General features: G+C 54.6%; 19 protein-coding genes. 5 read left to right on the plus strand and 14 right to left on the minus strand.

Going from position 1 to position 17,564, the window contains the following annotated elements; all coding sequences use genetic code 11:
• Positions 1-3: 3 nt before the first annotated feature.
• The 7 genes from amoA to ttcA form a co-directional block, all read right to left on the minus strand.
• Positions 4-846 (minus strand): methane monooxygenase/ammonia monooxygenase subunit A, encoded by an 843-nt coding sequence (amoA, locus tag P0120_19930; protein ID MDF0676579.1) that lies wholly within the window; start codon positions 844-846, stop codon positions 4-6.
• A 118-nt stretch (positions 847-964) separates the two neighbouring features.
• Positions 965-1,087 (minus strand): hypothetical protein, encoded by a 123-nt coding sequence (locus P0120_19935; protein MDF0676580.1) that lies wholly within the window; start codon positions 1,085-1,087, stop codon positions 965-967.
• Positions 1,069-1,605 (minus strand): methane monooxygenase/ammonia monooxygenase subunit C, encoded by a 537-nt coding sequence (locus P0120_19940; GenBank protein ID MDF0676581.1) that lies wholly within the window; start codon positions 1,603-1,605, stop codon positions 1,069-1,071. Before P0120_19940 ends, P0120_19935 begins: the two co-directional genes overlap by 19 nt.
• Positions 1,586-1,780, minus strand: coding sequence for a methane monooxygenase/ammonia monooxygenase subunit C (locus P0120_19945; protein ID MDF0676582.1), 195 nt, complete (start codon positions 1,778-1,780; stop codon positions 1,586-1,588). Before P0120_19945 ends, P0120_19940 begins: the two co-directional genes overlap by 20 nt.
• Before the next feature lie 243 nt (positions 1,781-2,023).
• Positions 2,024-2,674 (minus strand): response regulator transcription factor, encoded by a 651-nt coding sequence (locus P0120_19950; GenBank protein MDF0676583.1) that lies wholly within the window; start codon positions 2,672-2,674, stop codon positions 2,024-2,026.
• Positions 2,671-3,771, minus strand: a complete 1,101-nt coding sequence (locus P0120_19955; GenBank protein ID MDF0676584.1) for a sensor histidine kinase — start codon at positions 3,769-3,771, stop codon at positions 2,671-2,673. Before P0120_19955 ends, P0120_19950 begins: the two co-directional genes overlap by 4 nt.
• A gap of 46 nt (positions 3,772-3,817) precedes the next feature.
• On the minus strand, positions 3,818-4,783 hold the full coding sequence (gene ttcA, locus P0120_19960; protein MDF0676585.1) for a tRNA 2-thiocytidine(32) synthetase TtcA: 966 nt from the start codon (positions 4,781-4,783) through the stop codon (positions 3,818-3,820).
• Here ttcA and P0120_19965 point away from each other — a divergent pair.
• The 3 genes from P0120_19965 to P0120_19975 all read left to right on the plus strand — a co-directional run bounded on the left by P0120_19965 (position 4,775) and on the right by P0120_19975 (position 7,502).
• Positions 4,775-5,272, plus strand: coding sequence for a hypothetical protein (locus tag P0120_19965; protein MDF0676586.1), 498 nt, complete (start codon positions 4,775-4,777; stop codon positions 5,270-5,272). The genes ttcA and P0120_19965 overlap by 9 nt on opposite strands.
• A 149-nt stretch (positions 5,273-5,421) precedes the next feature.
• Positions 5,422-6,483, plus strand: coding sequence for a putative zinc-binding metallopeptidase (locus P0120_19970; protein MDF0676587.1), 1,062 nt, complete (start codon positions 5,422-5,424; stop codon positions 6,481-6,483).
• The gene (locus tag P0120_19975) at positions 6,480-7,502 is read left to right on the plus strand and encodes an ATP-grasp domain-containing protein (protein ID MDF0676588.1); all 1,023 of its coding nucleotides are present in this window, start codon (positions 6,480-6,482) and stop codon (positions 7,500-7,502) included. The genes P0120_19970 and P0120_19975 overlap by 4 nt, the downstream gene beginning before the upstream one ends.
• 357 nt (positions 7,503-7,859) lie before the next feature.
• On the opposite strand, the gene P0120_19980 is transcribed toward P0120_19975, so the two are convergent.
• Entirely contained in the window at positions 7,860-9,173 is a 1,314-nt protein-coding gene (locus P0120_19980; GenBank protein MDF0676589.1) for a PAN domain-containing protein, read from the minus strand.
• 196 nt (positions 9,174-9,369) lie between these two features.
• Between P0120_19980 and P0120_19985 the strand changes: the two genes are divergently transcribed.
• Entirely contained in the window at positions 9,370-9,870 is a 501-nt protein-coding gene (locus tag P0120_19985) for an IS630 family transposase (GenBank protein ID MDF0676590.1), read from the plus strand.
• Between the two features lie 28 nt (positions 9,871-9,898).
• Positions 9,899-10,387 (plus strand): transposase, encoded by a 489-nt coding sequence (locus P0120_19990; GenBank protein ID MDF0676591.1) that lies wholly within the window; start codon positions 9,899-9,901, stop codon positions 10,385-10,387.
• A gap of 181 nt (positions 10,388-10,568) precedes the next feature.
• Here the strand turns inward: P0120_19990 and P0120_19995 are convergent, their stop codons facing one another.
• The 6 genes from P0120_19995 to P0120_20020 form a co-directional block, all read right to left on the minus strand.
• Complete coding sequence (locus P0120_19995) at positions 10,569-11,522, minus strand: transposase (GenBank protein ID MDF0676592.1); 954 nt, start codon at positions 11,520-11,522, stop codon at positions 10,569-10,571.
• Positions 11,523-11,561: 39 nt separating this feature from the next.
• A complete protein-coding gene (locus P0120_20000; protein ID MDF0676593.1) occupies positions 11,562-11,843 on the minus strand; it encodes a hypothetical protein in 282 nt (93 codons plus the stop codon).
• A gap of 448 nt (positions 11,844-12,291) precedes the next feature.
• A complete protein-coding gene (locus tag P0120_20005) occupies positions 12,292-13,587 on the minus strand; it encodes a hypothetical protein (protein MDF0676594.1) in 1,296 nt (431 codons plus the stop codon).
• A 23-nt stretch (positions 13,588-13,610) separates the two neighbouring features.
• Positions 13,611-14,327, minus strand: a complete 717-nt coding sequence (locus P0120_20010) for a hypothetical protein (protein MDF0676595.1) — start codon at positions 14,325-14,327, stop codon at positions 13,611-13,613.
• An 82-nt stretch (positions 14,328-14,409) separates the two neighbouring features.
• The gene (locus P0120_20015; GenBank protein MDF0676596.1) at positions 14,410-15,390 is read right to left on the minus strand and encodes a hypothetical protein; all 981 of its coding nucleotides are present in this window, start codon (positions 15,388-15,390) and stop codon (positions 14,410-14,412) included.
• A gap of 839 nt (positions 15,391-16,229) precedes the next feature.
• Complete coding sequence (locus P0120_20020) at positions 16,230-17,402, minus strand: ATP-binding protein (protein MDF0676597.1); 1,173 nt, start codon at positions 17,400-17,402, stop codon at positions 16,230-16,232.
• Positions 17,403-17,564: the final 162 nt, after the last annotated feature.

The following is a 17,564-nucleotide window of genomic DNA, read 5'->3' on the forward strand; positions in this document are numbered from 1 at the left end:
CGTTCATGCTTTCCCCCCGATTTTTGCCTTATCGCCGTGAGCCAACGTGGTGTATGCAAATACGTCGTACACCTTCGTGGTCCGCTGTCTGTCATCCGTGAGGTAGAAGTACGAGGTACAGAAGAACTTCCCGAACTGCCACCAGAGAATGTACATCAACGACGAGGCGAACGCGGCGAAGAAGGAGGAGATCATCGTGCTGTGCCCGCCGAAGGTCCGCAGCGAGCCCACCTCGATCATCCGAATATACTCCGGCGTCCCGGTCCGGACATACGCGAAGCCCATGTAGTCCGCCCAGGAGAGCAAGGTGCCATCGACGACGAGCGGCGTATGGCTATAGGCAAAGATGGCCCAGTTGGTCGGATAGAACAATGCCGCAAACATCCAGGCCCCGATCACCGCCGTCAATGTCCAGTTTCTGGTCAACAACAGCACGATGTCCAGGACGATGGCACTCGGCAGCAGCGTGGACGGCATGACGAAGTTGTAGGGGTAGTTCGACCACCACCACCAGGCAGCCACGATGGTGACCCACTTCCCCGCGAGCAACGCCAGGATGGTGATCGTGGCCCCAAACGGCTGGCGGTAGTTCACCCAATTGTAGTACTGCAGGGCGGCGCAAAAGGTAATGGCCGTGATCGGCGTCACGATCGGCCACCACTGCCGATCCTTCCAGTCCAACCAGAAGTCCCAGTCGCCCGCCAGCAGGTCGAAGTGCATGTGGAACGTGCCCACGATGGTGACGAACAAGATCGGAATGAAATAAATGTAGTCGATGTGCCGGGACATCGCGACGCCTTCCGGCGGCAACTTCGAGGCCTTAATAATCTCGTCGGTTCTAAACATAAGTGACATCCTCCGTCAGTTCAGCCGGCTGAGGCCAGGCCGGCGCTCCGTGCCTCGGAGCACCGGACCCCTCCCTCAACGCCGACTGCTCGTTATGTGGACTGCTCGCGATTCCTGCTTAGTACCCTGCCTTGGCGTTGGGGTTCACCTGGCTGGGGAACGGATCCAGGATGCTCTTCGGCGCGTTGTTCCAGATCACGTCCGCCAGATTCGACATCCGGCTCACGATCTGCGCCGCCACGCCCCGGCCGCCCCGAACAAGCCGCACCAGCCCAACGTCACGAAGCCCCAGTGTAAGGGTGCTGAGAACAGCTCATCCACGAACCAGAACGCATGGCCCCACTCATTGAGTCCCACGTTCGGCAGAATGAACATCGGCCCCACCACCGCCGCCACCAGCGCAAAGGAGGTCGCCTGGTTATAGAGCGGCAGCCGCGTCTGCGCATACAGATAACTGGATACGCCGCACGTGATGTACAACGGGAACGTCCCGTAGAACGCCACAATGTGGCTCGCCGTGAAGCTCGTGTCCCGGATGATCACTTGGTGCCACGCCGCATCCTGCTCCAACGTGTAGCTGCCCGCGTAGTACACGCCCCAGATGTAGCAGGCCAGCCAGCCCATCCAATAGAAGTACCGCTTCAACTCCAGTTTGGGGTCGAGATTGGCCAGATTCCGGTCCCGGGTGGTCCAGATCCACCCCACCGACACCGCAAAGAACAGGGCGTTGGCCACGATGTTAAATCGCCACAGCCCCATCCACACGGAGTCGAATCTCCGGCGTCATCGAATCCAACCCGTGCGAGTACCCAAACGCCCGTTGATACAGGACCCAAAAGATGCCCATCATCAGCATCGCCGCCCACCCGATCTTCCACGGCTTCGAATCGTACCACTGCGAAATGTCATACCCTTTCTCGCTTGATGCCGCCATTGTGAAACCTCCTTGTTGTTAAGACGAATGTGCGAGCCCGCGCCTTAAGAGGCGCATACCGATCACTGTCCCAGGTCTTCTCCATAAGCCGACATAAACTTAAACTATGCCTCTTTCATTAAAAGCGCGGCTGATTCGCCTACTACTTAACAAAAGTCGATTTCGTGTGCCATAAGGCACTTTCCTAAAGTGCAAAAGGAAATTCCATAGGAGGGATCCGAAGAGAATGAAAAGGCTTCGAAGCTATTCAGATGATGAGGGGGTGAGGCCGTGGGCCAGCGCGTACTTTGTGAGTTCAGCCGTCGTATGGAGGCCCAGCTGCTCCATCAGCTTCGACTTATGATACTCGACCGTCTTCGGAGAGAGCCCCAGCGTTGACGCGATTTCTTTGAGAGTCAGCCCTTCGGCCACCAATTGGAGGATCTCTCGCTGGCGCACCGGCAAGTGATTCTGGCGACCGATGTTCGGCTCTGTTTCAGAGATCGCGGATTGAACAAGATCCTTTGCAATCAAAGAAGTGACGTAATAATTGCCGTTCTTCACCGCCTCGATGGCCAATGACAGTTCGGATCCGGCCGACCGTTTCAGCAGGTAGGCCGATGCGCCGGCCTTGAAGGCCTGATTGACATAGTCCGGATCGGCATGCACTGTTACAAAAATCAATCGAGCCTGCGGGACGATCTTTCGCAAACGGCGCGCCGCATCAAGGCCGTTCAGTTGGGGCATTGAAATATCCAGGACCACGATGTCCGGACGTAATCGTTTCGCCACATCCAGCAAAGACCGACCGTCCTCCACGCACCCCACCACCTGACAATGCTCTTCCAGCAACTTTTTGAAACCTTCCAGCACCAGTGCATGGTCATCCGCCAAGAGCACGCGAGGCTTGCTCATGCACGCTCCTGTTTGAACGGCACCCAGGCGCAGACACGTGTCCCCTCGCCCGGTGTCGATTGTAGATCCAGGGTTCCGGCGACCAGGAAAACCCGTTCCTTCATGCTCAACAAACCGAGGCTTCCTCGCCGACCGTCGTACTGATTCACGTCAAATCCCACTCCATCATCGCTGATCATAAGTTGGAGACCGTCTCGCAATCGCCGAAGTTCGACGCGAATATTTTTTGCCCTGGCATGGCGGGAAATGTTTGCTAAGCCTTCTTGTGCCACGCGGTACAAGCAGGTCACGATGTCTTGCGCCACGTGTTCAGGTATATCGTGACATCTAAACCGGGCACCGATACCGGTGCGGGCTTGAAAGTCATCGACGAGGCGTCGGAGCGCAATAGCTAAGCCCAGGTCGTCAAGGATGGATGGGTGGAACTGATAGGCCAAGCGGCGAACATTTTCGGAAAGTTCGACGATACGGTTATGAATCGTGTGCACCATGCTGACCGTACGGGCAGGGGCGTCGGAAAGCTGTTGTTCCAACATTTCGATGTCGATCGACAAGAGCGCCAGGCGTTGATTGATGTCGTCATGCAGATCGCGCGAAATCCGCCGTCTCTCCTCCTCCTGAAGGCGAAGGAGCTGCGAGGCAAGCAGGCGGAGGTCCCGACGGTTGGCTTCGAGCGATTGTTCAGTATCGATTCGTTTTGACACTTCGCTGACGAGCGCGTTATTGACAACTAGAAGCTCTTCGCTGCGTGCATGTAAGCGCGCCGCCCAACCTTCATCGAGCCGCTGGATCTCCTCTTCACGTTCACGACGTTGTAGAAGGTACCAGATGGGCAGCCCGATTAAGGCCATGCTCACGACGCGAATAACTAAAGGCTTCCACGAAGATTCGTCGTAAGCCTGAGGTGAGAGGGCGGTGACATCTTCCCTTGCCACAGATATGAGGTTTTCCATCTCGAACGGCGTCGATATTTGTTGGGGAAACAGCGACAGGAAAGATTTCGCAACTTCCGTGGGGAGATGGAGAATCAGCAATCCGACCATCAATACGACGATACTGCCGGCAAAAACCCCGGTTCTAGCTCGTGATACAAGCATGGGCGGACCTCACTCAGTCGAATTATCCTCCTTCAGAGCCGCTCAATCAAGAAGGACGATCATCACTTCGGTTCGACGGTTCTTCATCTAACCAGACATCACCCTCGGCCTGATTTTTCGCTGTCGCCGCCAACGACTTGAAATCAAAGAGACGAGGATCCATCAAGAGAGACGGCGCGACATTGGTCAATGCCGCGGCAACGCTGTCCGTACAACCAGGTGACTCCCGTTCCCACTGCTGAAGCAACGTCTTCATTTGTTTTCGTTTCAAATCTTCTTGAGAGCCGCAGAGGTCGCAAGGAATGATCGGAAATCCTCGCAGCTCCGCATATCGCGCGAGGTCGGCTTCTTTGACCAATGCCAACGGTCGGATGACAATGTGTCGTCCGTCCTTGGAACGAAGCTTGGGAGGCATCGCCTTCAGCTTGCCCGTATAGAAGAGATTCAAGAACAAGGTCTCGGTGATATCATCGCGGTGATGGCCCAGCGCAATCTTGGTGGCGCCAAGCTCAGTCGCAATGCGATAGAGGTGTCCTCGTCGTAACCGCGAGCACAACGAACAGGTCGTCTGCCCCTCCGGGATGAGTCGCTTCACGATCGAGTAGGTATCGCGGGATTCAATGTGAAACGGAATGCCGCGGTTAGTCAGATATTGAGGGAGCACATGTTCCGGAAAGCCCGGTTGCCGTTGATCGAGGTTGACCGCAATCAGATCAAAACAAATGGGTGCTCGGCGTTGCAATACAAGCAGGATATCCAGTAAACCATAACTGTCCTTACCGCCCGACAGGCACACCATCACCTTATCACCGTCTTCAATGAGCCGGTAGTCGGCGATGGCCTGGCCCACCAGCCGGCAAAGGCGCGTCTGTATCTTCTCCGTGGCGTCGTCTAATTTCGGCGTTGATGTTGGAGGAGGCGGGACGATCATGGCAAGATTGTACCGGCTCCATTGTGATCCTGTCGACAGGACCACGCTCAGGAAAAGGTGTACGAATCGTCTATGGTGCAATCAATTCTCTTTGTATGTACCGGCAACGTTTTCCGTAGTATGGCGGCCGAGTATTCGTTACGGGCACAGATCTGCTCACAATCCTCCTATCGAGTGGAATCGGCTGGGATCAAAGCCAAGCCTCAACCCATCCACCCAATCATCTCGAATCGGTTGATCGAAAAGGGCACTGATCCATCTCCACATATCCCTCGAATGTTGACCAGAGAGCTGATCGACCGAGCTGATCTCGTGATTGCCATGGGGCGGGACCACCGCGAATTCATCCAGAAACAGTTCGGGTTGAAAGTTCCGCTCTTCAATGAGGTGTCGTTCGGTAAGGACACGCCGATCCTCGACCTGCATGAGGCTCTCCCTGATTGGGAGCGTGATATCGACGAAGCGCGGGCTTATGTGGAGTCGGTCATCGACCACATCTGGGAATCAATACCGTCGCTGATGGCACGACTCCCACAGTTTCAGAGAAGTCGACACTCACTGAAGGCGTAGCGTCAGTTCACATCGGAACCATTTGCGCAATCTTCTGCTCGCCTACCTCACTATCATCTCAGGGAAGAGTCTTCGTCAGACGGAATAGACACTGCATGCTATATTTTCCATGAACGGCACAATATACGCATTTCAGAGGTTTGCCTGTCATGGACCGTACGGTTTCCGATGTACTGAAGGCTCCTGCCATCGGCCAGGAAGCGCCCAACTGGGCCTCCTGGCCGGATGATACGCTGTTGGACCTCCCGATGTGCGACCTGCACCTCGGGCTCAAGGGGGGATTCCTCGAGCAGCCCATCGCCGAGTTAACTCGGGAACTGGAAGGCCGTGGATTGTTGTTTCGTCCGCACTTCTGGCTCTCCAACGAGTGGTTTACTCCCGATGGGGTTCCCGGCATCGCCGTCCCCTTCTACCTGGCCCATCCTCGCCTGGCAAAACTGGAACAAGCCCAAATGCTGGAAGTGGAAGGCGGCACCACGGAATGGTGTTTGCGCATTCTTCGTCACGAAGCTGGCCACGCGATCGAAAATGCCTACAAAATCCGCCGGCGAAAAACCCGTCGGCACATTTTCGGCAAGTCTTCTCAACGGTACCCGCTGTACTACTCCCCCCGCCCCTATAGCCGGAGTTTCGTGCGCCACTTGGACTTGTGGTACGCGCAAAGCCATCCGGACGAAGACTTCGCCGAGACCTTTGCCGTGTGGCTGACGCCGGACTCTTTATGGGAGGAACGGTACCGGGGGTGGCCGGTGCTCAAGAAGCTCAAGTATGTCGACGGGCTCATGAAGGAACTCAGAGGAGCCTCACCCTCCGTAACCACTCGCGAAGAGATCGATCCGCTCCCTAGTTTGAAAACAACCCTTCGCGAACACTATGAGCGCAAGCGGAGACATTATGGAATCGAAAGACAGTCACAATACGACCCGGACTTAAAGCGACTCTTTTCCACCATGCCGAGCCATGCGAGCAAGCTGAGCGCCGCAACCTTCCTGAACCGTTTTCGTCGAGAAGTGCGACGGAAGGTCGCCGGTTGGACCGGCGAATACCAATACACGATCGACCAAGTGCTGGAGGATATGATTCAGCGGTGCCGCGAACTGAACCTTCGGGTTCCAGTAGCGGAAGAACAAGCCAAGCTCGATTTCACCATCCTGCTGACCGTTCACACCATGAACTTTTTGCGAAGTGGACGGCATCGAGTGGCGCTATGAAGCGACTGCGGGTACTGGTCCTGATGCATGAAGACCTTGTGCCTCCCGACGAGGTCAACGGCTGCGACTTGAAAACCGTGGAGTGGCGAACGGAATACGACGTCATCTCGACATTGAAGAAACTGGGGCACGAGGTGTATCCCCTCGGGGTCAAGAGCGATCTCGGCATAATCCACTCTGCCATAGAGAATTGGAAGCCGGACATCGCCTTTAACCTCTTGGAAGAGTTTGATGGCGTGGCCGTCTATGACCAGCATGTGGTGTCGTACCTCGAACTCTTGCGCCTGCCCTACACCGGCTGTAATCCGCGCGGACTGATGTTGGCGCGCGACAAAGCCTTGACCAAGAAAGTGTTGTCTTTCCACCGCATTCCCTACCCTGAATTCATCGAGGCCCCTCAAGGACGCGCGGTAAAGCGGCCCAAACAGCTATCTTTTCCGTTGATCGTCAAATCGGTCAACGAAGAAGCCTCGTTGGGCATCTCCCAAGCCTCGATCGTGGAGGACGACGACAAACTGAGCGAACGGGTAGCATTCATCCACGATAGCGTGGGCAGTGGCGCGCTGATCGAACGGTATGTCGAGGGCCGCGAGTTCTATGTGGGAATCATCGGGAACGGGCACCTTCAAGTATTGCCGGTGTGGGAACTCATCATGGACAAGCTGCCGGAGGATGCCAAACGCATCGCAACCGAGCGGGTGAAATGGAGCCGGAAGTATCAGCAGAAGTACGGCATCACCTCACGCGAAGCCGATAGCTTGCCGGAGGGCAAGCGCGAAGAGATTCAGAGCCTGGCTAAGCGGGTGTATCGGGCACTCGGACTCAGCGGCTATGCGCGAATCGACATGCGAATGGCTGGCGACGGACAACTCTACGTCCTGGAGGCCAATCCCAACCCCCAGATCGCGGAAGACGAGGACTTCGCCGATTCTGCGAAGAAGGCCGACTACCATTACACAGAGTTACTCCAAGAAATCTTGAACGTCGGCCTTCGTTGGCGCCCTGCAAAAGCGGCGTGACGTTTCGTGACGTTTAAGGATCAAGCTGTGCACAGCTCAGAAACGATCGGCCCATTTTGTAAGCTCCCCAGTCAAGGAGACAGTTTCAAAGGAGAATTTCTGGTCTCTTGACGTTAGTCCACACGATGAGACACTTGTCCGGCTCAGCCTCGGAGCCGACACTGCACACACCACCTCGCTAACTGCATGACAGGGGAAACGATGCCTGTTGCCTCTCAATCAGAGCCTTCGAGATGGGTGTATGTTTTCTCCCTAATACTCTATGCGGCGTGGTTAAAGAAAACGCGACACGACCTAAGCGGAGCAGCACAACGCTCTTGGACCTCCACAGCACGGTCCCGCTTAAAACTCTACTGCCTACTCTTGCTTTTTTCCTGACACAATACCAGATGCTTCTACTTCAACCTCAGGAATCCTATACTTTAACCAGCAGCGGTTAGCCGTTGAGGAAAAGCTAAAGGCCTTACAATTTTTATCAAGCGCACATTCGTTAAGGCATACATCTTCACTTCCTTGGCCTTTAACTGGAAAGTCTCTGTAGTCATCACCATATAAGTCCCATCCGCTTTTGGGCTCCTCCATCTTGCCAGGTTCGGAAAAAGGCAAATAATAGACAGTGTTTAAGGTATGATAAAGTGCTATATTATTTGGTGCCTCAATAATGCATCTGCTACCGTCCTCTCTGATTCCCGCAAAAGCTTTCGTGTGGTAAGGACACTTGCCATTCTCCTTGCTATAAAACAATTGCCCTTCCGTACGATGGAACTTCGGAGGCCGGGTTGAGGGATCAATATCCATAACTTCACATTCCTCCATTTTGTGTTCCCTCATTTTGTGCGTGCCCCCAAATGGGCAGGGCTCCTTACCTGTAAATTCTACAAACTTTTTGGCTGGTGTTGGCTTTGTCCTAATAGTTCCCGGAGTGTAATGAGCAAAGTAGTAACCTAGTATCGCAACAGATAAAATGAGAATTACCAACGCTATTTGTGTTATTTGGAATTTAAGGTTCTTTGGTCTCTTACTGTTGCCAGCTTTTTCAAGCTCAGTTAGAGCAGTACCTTTAAGAAATGGTATCCATACATTTTGAACATGAAGGCTATAAAAGTAGTCGGAGTGCTTAAACCCATCGCGGTGGATGTCTGCTACGATTCCATCAACCTTGTCACTGAAGCCCTCTACTCCGGAGGGTCCAGCATCTTTCACAATCCAGGCCACCAACTTAACCCAAACATCTTTTGACCCGGATTCATTAAGGACTCCACGCACCTGACCACGTTCGACTATTTTCGCCCAAGGATAATTCTTTTCCAGAATTGATCCACATAGTATGAGCCTGTCCAGCTTCAATTCCTCATATTTGAGAAGAGCCTTTGCGACTATATATGTTCCAAAGCTGTGTGCGATGACAGAAGGTGGTTGATGCTCAGTACTAATATAGTTGGTCACCCAATCTCTAAACTTGTCGATTTCTCTATCCCGCCTCCTAGGGTTAAGGAACATTGCTAGTTTAAGGTAACCATAATCAAAAGGACTGTGCAGTAGATGATGTTCTTCTAACGTATCATTCAGCTCTTTCTGCCAGGCCCCAGTTGTACGAATACCGTGAAGACTAATAACGCGACGAGCGAAAGTCGATGTTTGAGATGCTGTCGTGAAACTTAGTTCACCCATGTCTCTTCCCCCATAGGAAATCAGGTTGCAAACAGTTGTGCTTACCGTCTAACCATATTTCACTTTAAGAAACAGGATCACGCTTGAAAGCATTAGCGTTATAGCATTGGCAATAATGATGGGGAGTCAATCCCATTCTTATTGATCTTTGCATAAATAATGGAACGAGCGATGCTCTTGGACTATACTCAGAGACATGAGACCTCCAGGAACCGCCCAGCAATTGGAACGGCGACGCCGACAGGCCATCCGATTGCTCAAGGCGGGCACTGCTCTGTCGGCGATCGCCCGGGCCGTGGGGGCTTCCGTGAGTTCCGTATTCCGGTGGGCCGCGGCCTACCGCAAACAGGGCCTCCCTGGCTTGCGGCCACGACCGACCCCAGGTCGTTCCCCCAGTCTCTCCGTGGCGCAGAAGAAGCGGCTGGCGGCGCTGCTCCTGAAGGGGCCCCTGGCCAGGGGCTATCGCACCGATTTATGGACCTTGAAACGGGTGGCACAGCTGATCCACCAGCAGTTCGGGGTGCGCTACCATCCCTGCCATGTCTGGAAACTGCTGACCAGTTTGGGATGGAGTTGTCAGAAGCCCGAACGCCGAGCGCTGCAGCGGAACGAGGCCGCGATCGCACGATGGAAACGGTCCCGCTGGCCCCATATAAAAAAACGCCACGCGACGTGGGGCCCGCCTCGTCTTTCTTGATGAATCGGGCTTCCTCCTCATCCCGAACGTGGCCCGGACCTGGGCGCCGAAAGGCCGCCCGCCGGTCGTGCGCTATCTGTACAAACAGGATCGGATCTCCGCGATCAGTGCGCTGGCCGTGTCGCCCAAGCGCCGGCGAGTGGTGCTCTATCTCAGGCTGCGCCGCCGCAACCTCACGGGGTTGGATGTCCGAGCCTTCTTGCATCACCTGCTTCGGCATCTGCGGGGTCCCGTTGTTCTGCTGTGGGATCGGGGAACCATTCATCGCCGCAAAGCTGTCAACCAATGGATCACTGCCCATCCCAGGCTCCGCGTGGAAGAGTTCCCAGCTTACGCCCCGGAGCTCAATCCAGCGGAATATGTCTGGGCCCAGGCCGACCGCGCCTTGGCCAACAGTGCGCCCATGGACTTGGGACAGCTGAATGGAATGCTCCGATCCACTGTGCGCCGCCTGCGCCATTCGCCACGTCTGCTCTGGTCCTGCATCGACGCCTCTGATCTCCCATGGGCACGGTGAAGGGTTCCATTATTTATGCAAAGATCAATAGTTGAAATTGCGAAGCGGTCTCCCCTGTGGGCTGCACGTCATGTCCGGTGACAGAGGCTTCTTCTGACCTTGGGTCTGAAAAACGACCTCCGCATTGGCTCCAGGATCAACGATCGTCACGCGGTCCATAGTAGTCCTTGGGCTCCTCGGGTCAGGCGATGCGGGTTTCGGTCACGACCTCGCGCTGGATGTCCCGCCGCAGTGCCTCTTGGAGGTGGGTGAGATGTCGATAGCCTTTGATGCGCCGCAAGCCGGGTTCGATCGCCAGCACGGCACTGGCCACCCAGCGGTGTTTCTGCTCCGACGTGCGCCAGCGATCGACCTTGTCCGTCAGGTGTCCGAGTTGTGCATTGAGCGACTCCAGGCAGTTGGTCGTCTTGAGACTGAGGCCCAAGCTCCCGAAGACACCGAGCCGATGCAGCGTCAGGGTTTCCTCCAGTCCTTCGTCCAGGCTGGTCACAGCGGAGAGATTGATGGGCTGCAGCTCCTGCCGGAGACGGAGCCACGCGGCCCGGGCTTCGGCGTAGGGCGGCCGCTCATACGCTTGCTGCAACCGCGGCCGCCACGAGGCCTGGTGTCCCTTGGGCAGATACCGCACCACATTCTCCCGTTTATGCCACTGACAGCGGTGCACCACCGCCTGTCGGCCGAACACCGTCTGAATCGCTTTGCGCAAGCCTTTCGCCCCATCGATCACGCAGAGCAGGCTCTGGTCCGTGCGCAGCCCCCGTGCGACCAAGCCCCGCAAGAACGCTGCGCAGACCGCTTCATTCTCCGTGGCCGTCTGGACGAAGCCCAGGATCTTCTTTTCCCCTTGGCGCGTGATCCCCAAAGCGATCACGATCATGTCGGCGGCGAAGGTCTTCCCGTCGAGGAAGAGGACGACGAAGTTCTCCCTCGCCAGCCGACGCTCACTCAACTCCTGCAAAGCCCCCGCACTAGCGCGGATGAACCGCCGCGAGACACTGGAGGCACTCAGGCCGAAGGCTTCGGGCACTGCTTCGGCACACGCTTCATACTGGCGGCAACTCAGCCCATGCAGCACCTTGCGGAACAACCCCGCGTCCGCCGCCCGTGGTTCGCCCAGGGCCTGATAGGTGGGCAACGACACCTCCACGTTCCGGAGCCGGTCCCGAACGCGCGTCTAGGTCACCGGCAATTTCTGATCGAGCAGATAGACCGAGCCACGCTGCCGGCACCAGCGCACGTATCCCGGCTGGCCGCCAGTCCGGCTATACCGTGCGCCCGCCAGCTCGGTGACCTCCTTGTTCAAAACATCTGCGACCGCTTGCAGCCCCAGCGGGATGACCGCCTGGATCAGGGCGACCAGGCTCGCTTGGTCGTCCACCGTCGGGATGGTGGACTCCGCCCGCCGGCGGAGCGGTCGCACCTTGCCTTCTTTGGTGATTCGGATGACGTTCCTCATGAAGCGGCTCCTTTCGTTGGTGTGAAGTGGTGGTTGTCTAGTCCACGATCACCGCACAGCACCACAAAGGCAGTCGCTTCGTCCATTTTCAACTAAGGATGGCACACGCTCATGATGGGGAGAGAGTTAATTAGCAGCCCATATATAAGCCAGAGCAAAACTCCACTGCAGAAAATGATAAACATTGCAATGGAGACATCCTTTGCTGACTTCGTTTTTAATGCCTTGGTTAATTACGGTACGAAGACAATGGTCGTCAGTGTCCCTGCTAGTAATCCAATCATGGTAGTAAGATCCATCACAGTTACCGATCATGGCCCTTCCAGAAAAACGACGACAGCTTAAAATAGAACCTGCCTTGAAATCATTAATAGGTTCCGCATCCATTGGAAGCCTTTTGGCTTCGATATTTACACCTTGATATTCCTCAGTCCTTAAATCCAAAATTTCAGGGATTGCTCCTGTCCGGCATGGCTCCAAGAGCTCCATTCGGTACTGTGCGCACAGCCTCTTCGGCAAAACCCAGTTCGCGAAATTGTTCAGGAGTGGAAATCCAATATTTAGTACCATTCCGGATCAAATAGATTTTTTGATCGGTCAGTTCTTTGATCAACGTGCCGTCGCGTGGCACCAGCGGCACCTGGGTCAACGCACCATGCGGCACAGTCACAGCAAGTCTGTCTCCAAACAAGAGCCGATACGTCGGCGGATCAGGAATATAGAATTTCGCACCCCCATAGACGATATGAATGCGATCGTCCAACTCTTTAATCAAGGTACCGTCTCGCGGTATCAACGGTACCTGGGTCAATGCACCATGTGGCACAGTCATAACAGGGCGGTCTCCACACAAACGCTGAAACGTCGGCGGATCGGGAATATAGAACTTCGCCCCGCCATAGACGATATGAATGCGATCGTCCAACTCTTTGATTAACGTGCCGTCACGCGGTATCAGCGGTACTTGGGTCAACGCCCCGTCGGGCACAGTCACAATTGAAGGATTCTCTCCAAACAGCTTCTTAAGGGTGGGCGGATCGGGGATGTAAAACTTTGCGTCCCCATAGGTTACGTGAATCCGGCCGTCGTCCAACTCTTTGATCAACGTGCCGTCTCGCGGCACCAGGGGCACCTGAGCCAATGCGCCATGCGGCACAGTGACAACAGGGCGGTCTCCAAATAAGCGCTGAAACGTCGGTGGATCAGGAATATAGAACTTCGCGCCGCCATAGACGACATGAATGCGGTCGTCCAGTTCCTTGATCAACGTGCCATCGCGTGGCACCAACGGCACTTGCGTCAAGGCGCCGTCGGGCACGGTCACGATCGTGGGATTACTGCCGAACAACCGGTGTAGAGTCGGCGGATCCGGAATGTAGAACTTCGCCCCGCCATAGATGACATAGATTTCGTCTCTCGACTTTTCCTTTATTGGCACACCTCCAATAGCTACTCCGATGGTCGGTAGTGCCGTCGAAACTATCTGTTGAGCAATCCCCTCATGGCCGGCAGGGTTGGGATGGAGAGAGCCGAGTGAAAACTGAAACCCTGGTGGGAGGCTGTCACGAAAGGAAAAACCTACTTCATATGGACCCTGAATGTTCCGAGCGTCCTCTTCTGTCCGAAACCAACGTGCATTTCCAGCGCAGTATCCGTGAGCTCGTGACCAGGCCTGCACCGGAACTCGGACCCATCCATGTCGTTCTGCTGCTGCGCCTATCGCCGCATTGAGCGGGATAACCACTTCACGTTCTGCCCATTTCGCTGTTAAAGGATGCAAAAAAGGATTCGAGAATTTCCGTTCTCCCCACAATATGATCCATTTGACCCTTTTGTAGGATCAAGATACTCGGTGATTATCACCTGCCGTATCTGCATGGTCTTGAGCTGATCCGCCAGCCTATCGTATTTCTGAGGTAATGCTGCCAATTCATTCTTAATGGCGGCAAGAACACCAGGATCGCGACTACACAGTTCGTCGTTTCTTCGAGCGAGTGCAAGCGAGTCCATCTTTATGCATCTTTTGATAACGTCAGCGAAGCCTACATCATTTCCACCCGCCGAGATCAAAAGAATATCTATTGGCCGATCTCCCATCGTGCTTCGTAACGCATCAATTTGAGGCGGCAGAGGATTGTGTGTATCGTCAGCATCAGGATCGTACGGCTCAAGGATTCCATGATCAAGGCGAGCTCCTGTGCAAGCCAGACCGATAAACTCAAGCGGCTGCTCCAGAAAATTTGCAATTGCGATTGCTGCTTTTTCGGGTGCTGCGATATGCGATCTATGGCATTGTCGGTCGGCCCAGACAGGCCCTTTTTTGACAAACCCCAGCGAGTCGAAGCGTTGCGGCTCGTCTGGATTTCCTTCGCCGGATGCAAAGGAATCACCGATGGACGCTATGGTGAATGCCTGGGTCTGTGTTGCCCAAGCTACCCAAAAGATGACTGCCGCAAGAAATGTAGAAACAATCTTTGATTTCATAACACGTCTCTCCATAACTCGGCTGACCTTAATGTACTGGTTTCAACGCTGCATCGTGGCACCAATGATGGATCCCTATCTATCATCGAGTATCTGACTCTGAAACTGAACTGGAACCATTCGGCGTTGAACCCGTTGCCTGCACAAGGCATTGTTGTTTCCATTTAAGAGGCTTCTGTGAAAGCTCCGAAATGATCGCGTTCACTAGCGGTTTGCCACCAGGAAACGGCAAGTACAGACCTACGACCCGTGGAGATACCACCGTCTCATTGTATGTGTGAAGCTGAGCCTTAATGGAGCTGACTGCGACGATGGCATTCTGAGCTGTCGTCTGATTCAGTTCGCTCTGGATGGGTAAGGCAGCCGCGACAGACTTTCCATTGATGCCAAGCGTCTGGACTATCAGAGATCCTTTGACCCTATTGGCTTCTGCCTCTGCCCCAATGACACTAATGCCTGAAATATTGGCGTTCCAACCTATAACGGTGATGTTTGCGGCCACCCGTAATCCTACCCCTACATAAATTGGGATATTGAACTCGTGGTAATCTAATTTGCTTCCCTCTTCAGGGGCCTCCCCCCGAATCTCAAATTCTTCTGTACCGTCTACATAAGAAAATCCCGGTTTAGACAACAACCGAACGTATTGGCGCTCACCTTTGGGATCTTGAAAACTTCTTCTTATCCACACCTGCTTATTGATCGTATCAGCGTTAATGTAATCGACGGTGACTCTGTACGACTGCCCCCTCCCTCCTACCTTTGAAGGTCCGTATGTAACTCCTCCGTCAGCCTCGAATCGTTCTACAAGCATCCTCACGGCGTTGTCAGGGAGGGAGTCGAGCAATCTATCGCGGGGTGGCTTCTGATTGTTTTCGCAACCCTCGCCAGGCTTTGCAATGACTGGGAAGGGATCGACAGGAACATAGGTATACCCTGACTCCTTTTCACCTGCAGAGAGGGGGAGGTCAGAAGGGGAGAAAATTCCGCAGCCTGTTAGCGATACCAAAATACTTAGTAAGGCAACATGCCGTATCATATTTTTATTTCCTCCCTTTTTCATTGGAGCGTCTGTCTTCTGAAACTCTTGTAGATGACGACTCAGGAAATAACTGATCTCTTCATTTGGTTATTACGCTTAAGCAAAGAACAGCCAGTTGGAGTCCTATGCCCCACATAGGGTCCCGCGCCTTCGTACCTGATATGATTCTGCGCAATAAGGCTACTACGTATAGGAGCCTACTTTTGTCTTATGACTTGCTCAGCCTATTTACAAGACCTACGATCTAATACGCAAGACCTATTATTGAGGTCTGCCTCCAATAGTCGGAAGCTCGTACGTGAGGTCTTCGGACTGTTGGCCATTGCCATTTGCACTCTATGTGCCCAGGTGGAAAGTGCACAGATGAGCAGAAGATCTCTTCGACTAGAAATGAGCGCTGATGGCTCTGGGAGTTTGAAAATTAAACCTGTACGAAGGAATATTAAAGGATTCAATCGTGAAATCATATCCGGATGTGAGAGCGCCGATTGAATCCAAACCGATACACCTTGTATCTATTTCGATTCAGGTAGAACTGAGGCTTACGAAAGCATGTGGGGGCACAGGTGGGATTGGATCTTGAACCGTGCAAAAACATGGAGGGCAGCGCTTTCGTCCTCGCGTCACCCCGGGAAGCTTGTGGCGCGCCTGTTAGTTGCGCTCGCGTCGCCATCCGCGCGAATCCTGCCGCCTGGAGTGGGAATGGAGTTGACGTCTAACTTGACACTAGTGTAGTGCACATAGGGGTCTGCAATTGGGGTCAGAGTGCAATTAAACAGCACACCATGCGCACCTGTCGCGTCGCTCACCGAATGAGTTCCCATTCCTTCTCAGAGATCAACGAACTTGCTCTCTGACCCCTATTCCCATACGGCATCCTCTTCACTCCCAATCAGTTCGACCAGCGGAATAACGTCCACGCGGTCGGCCAACGCATAGCGACGACTGCCGGGATAGACCACCACCAGTCGATCGAGCCTCAAATCACTCAAAGCAATCCGCATCGAGGGCGTCATGATGGGCGCATCCATGCGCTTGCATTCGACGCCGACGCGACGGCCGTGCTTGAACAACACCAGATCGATCTCTGCGCCCTGGTGCGTGGCCCAGTAATACGCTTCATCCGGACGTAAGGCCTTGAGCACCTCTTCAACGGCGAAGCCTTCCCACGAGGCGCCGACTTTGGGATGAAGCTCTAGGTTTCGCCGGTCGGCGATGCGCAATAGCGCGTGCAAGAGTCCGCTGTCGCGGACATATACTTTGGGCGCCTTGACCTGTCGCTTGCTCAGATTCTCAAACCACGGCGGCAGTTGCCGTAGCATGAAGACACCGGTCAAGAGATCGAGATAGCGGCGGACGGTCGACTCACTGACCGCGAGCGCGCGAGCCAGTTCGGCGCCGTTCCACGTTTGGGCGTGGTAGTGCGCCAGCATGTTCCAAAAGCGCCCCAGGGCGACAGACGGAATCTGAATGCCCAATTGGGGGAGATCGCGTTCCAGAAATGTCTGCAGAAATTGACGCCGCCAGACCATGGAATTGGTTTCACTCTTGGCTGTGTACGCGAGTGGAAACCCGCCGCGTAACCAGTGCCGATTCTGAGCGCTCGGGCCCAGGTCGCCTAAGCGAAAACCTTCCAAGTGCACAGTCTCTAGGCGTCCAGCCAACGTCTCCGAGGATTGGCTGAGGAGATCGGGCGCCGCGCTGCCCAAGACCAGGAACCGAGCGGAAAGCGGCTTGCGATCCGCCAGCACGCGCAACAGTGGAAGCAGCTCCGGTCGGCGTTGGATTTCATCGATGACGACAAGTCCTTTGAGTCTGCGCAGCGCGAGATCTGGCTGGCTTAAGCGAGCCACGCTCTGCGGATCTTCAAGATCGAAGTAGTTGACGGAGTCTTCGGGGACGAACCGCCTGGCCAATGTCGTCTTGCCGCATTGACGCGGTCCCAGCAGCGCCACCACTCGGCTCCGCCGGATGGCCGTGCGCACCAGGCTGATATCGGTTTTCCGATCGATCACGACGTGATGGTACACCATGAAAATCTGTCATGCAATGATTGAATATCATGGTATCCAGATGTTCATGAATTTAGGTACCTGACAGTAGAGGCAACTCTTAATTCTGCACTTCAGCCTGTCTATGATCAGGGGCTCACAGAAGAGGGAGGGGTCCGCTGACCCCATATTCTCACATTCTCG

Source organism: Nitrospira sp. (assembly GCA_029194675.1).
Lineage (GTDB): Bacteria > Nitrospirota > Nitrospiria > Nitrospirales > Nitrospiraceae > Nitrospira_D.